We start from the raw sequence: 2,382 nt of genomic DNA on the forward strand, positions 1-2,382 counted from the left end.
ATCCCCACTTTTCGTTTACTGCGGCATTGTCCAGGATTGCAACTGATAACCTTCCTCGCTCAGTTCGGCGCGAACTTGTTCCAGCAAGGATGCAAGTTGGGCCGGGTCGGTATAGGCGCTGCTGGGGATCTGTTTGCGGCCGATAGGGGTGCTGGTGCGGTCGATGACGGTCAGGCTGAGTTCGCCGGTGCCGTCCTGTGGAGCCCAGGCCACGCATTGGAAGGGTGTAAATGCGCGGTCGGCAATCAAAAGAGCTTCGTTGATACGGAGCGGGGCGTTCATGGGGTCTTCTCTCGTCTGTGCCCAATCAAGTGATGTGCCGTCGGTTGGGCTTACCGTTCGGCTGGTTACTTGTACTGATGCGCGCAATGGGGGGGCGGGTCACACACATTCAAAAGAATTTTCAACTTTCTTTTATAAAGGCAGCGGCAAGGGGCGCATTGAAAGCTGGATGAAAGGTTCAAACGTCTCAGGTAGCTAATATGGGCACGTTTTATAACGTAAATGACGTTGACCTTATTAGTAAACGATACAAGGCCGCGTCAAGATCTTGCTAACGTTACATTCAAGGCCGCCAAACGGCTGTTTCTAATAACTTTTCTAATTTCTTGGCGCCAAGGAACAGTCATGACCGAAACGCCCGCATTGCGACGTTTGCTAGTGGTTGATCCGTGTGACGACTGCCATCGCTTATTACCCGGCCTGCGTACGATCGGCTGGGATGTCGACAGTTGTACCCTGGAGAACGCTTCCCATCGTTCCTGTGATGTCGGCCTGCTGCGCCTTAAACCTGTTCATTTTGAACGTCCTGAAGCCGTCAAGGAACTGATCAGCCGTAGCGGCACTGAATGGATCGCTGTTCTCAATCAGGAAGTCCTGCGGTTGCAGAATGCCGGCKATTTTGTCTGCGAATGGTTTTTCGATTTCCATACCTTGCCGTTTGACGTCTCCAGGGTTCAAGTGACCCTTGGGCGGGCGTTTGGCATGGCGCGTTTGCGCGGCCAGGGCACGATTCACGTCCACCAGCCCGAGCATGAACTGCTGGGCGACAGTCGGCCGATCCGCGAACTGCGCAAATTGCTGAGCAAATTGGCGCCTACCGAGTCGCCGGTGTTGATTCGAGGGGAAAGTGGCACCGGTAAAGAGTTGGTCGCCAGAACCTTGCACCGTCAGTCGCAACGCCACAGTAAACCGTTTGTCGCGATCAATTGCGGGGCGATTCCCGAGCATCTGATTCAGTCCGAGCTGTTTGGTCACGAAAAGGGCGCTTTTACCGGCGCACACCAACGTAAAGTCGGACGCATTGAAGCAGCCAATGGTGGCACCCTGTTTCTGGATGAAATAGGTGATCTGCCCCTTGAACTGCAAGCCAACCTGTTGCGTTTCCTGCAGGAAAAACACATTGAACGGGTGGGTGGCAGTCAACCGATTCCCGTAGATGTCCGGGTCTTGGCAGCCACTCACGTGGACCTGGAAGCTGCGATCGAGGCCAAGAGTTTTCGCGAGGACTTGTACTACCGGCTCAACGTCCTGCAGGTGGTCACTGTGCCGCTACGCGAGCGTCACGGCGACCTGGCGCTGCTGGCCAACCATTTTTCCCACTTTTACAGCCAGGAAACCGGACGTCGGCCGCGCAGCTTCAGCGAAGACGCATTGATTGCCATGGGCAAACACGACTGGCCGGGCAATGTCCGTGAGCTGGCGAACCGGGTGCGCCGTGGGTTGGTGCTGGCTGAAGGCCGGCAGATCGAGGCRCGGGACCTGGGGCTGATTGGCCAACAGGCGATTACCGCGCCGATGGGTACCCTCGAAGATTACAAGACCCGCGCCGAACGCCAGGCATTGTGCGACGTATTGAACCGCCACAGTGACAACCTCAGTGTGGCCGCTCGAGTACTGGGCGTTTCACGGCCGACTTTTTACCGATTGCTGCACAAGCACCAGATCCGCTAGGGCGCGGAGAAACGAAAAGGCCCGCTGCGATTTACGTCGCAGCGGGCCTTTTCCTTGTGTGGTGTTTAGAAGTAGTACGGGAATTTCAGGCTGAAGGAGAAGGCCGGTGCGTCCTGGGTCAAGCCGATGGCGAGGTTGGGGACTATCGTCAGTTTGTCGGTTGCCGCCATGGTCAGGCCGATGTTGAAGTTGGCAGCGTTGTAGTCGCTGTCCGGGATTGATTGCCAGTCCTGGCCGCTGGGTTTGACTTTGCTTTTGCGAGCGAATTGGTCGGAAAACGAAAACGACATACTCATTTTCTCGTTCAAGGCAAACGCAATACCGGCGCCGACCTGCCAGGAGTCGCCGAGTTTCACATCTCCCGGGACCGTGGAATTTACAGTGGGGCTGATATCGCTGAAGGATTCCTGCATGTTGTAGGTATAGGAC

At 55.9% G+C, this 2,382-nt stretch carries 2 protein-coding genes and 1 pseudogene; 1 reads left to right on the plus strand and 2 read right to left on the minus strand.

Annotation, left to right across the window (positions count from 1 at the left end; translation table 11 throughout):
* Positions 1-15: 15 nt before the first annotated feature.
* Complete coding sequence (locus AC1DH9_RS27410; RefSeq protein WP_427527952.1) at positions 16-282, minus strand: hypothetical protein; 267 nt, start codon at positions 280-282, stop codon at positions 16-18.
* 345 nt (positions 283-627) lie between these two features.
* Here AC1DH9_RS27410 and AC1DH9_RS27415 point away from each other — a divergent pair, with 345 nt between their 5' ends.
* The gene (locus AC1DH9_RS27415) at positions 628-1,953 is read left to right on the plus strand and encodes a sigma-54 dependent transcriptional regulator (protein ID WP_477809161.1); all 1,326 of its coding nucleotides are present in this window, start codon (positions 628-630) and stop codon (positions 1,951-1,953) included.
* A gap of 65 nt (positions 1,954-2,018) precedes the next feature.
* Here AC1DH9_RS27415 and AC1DH9_RS27420 read toward each other — a convergent pair.
* A pseudogene (locus tag AC1DH9_RS27420) lies at positions 2,019-2,382 on the minus strand (hypothetical protein); the annotation flags it as partial.

The sequence above is a fragment of the Pseudomonas sp. 05T35 genome (genome assembly GCF_056396605.1).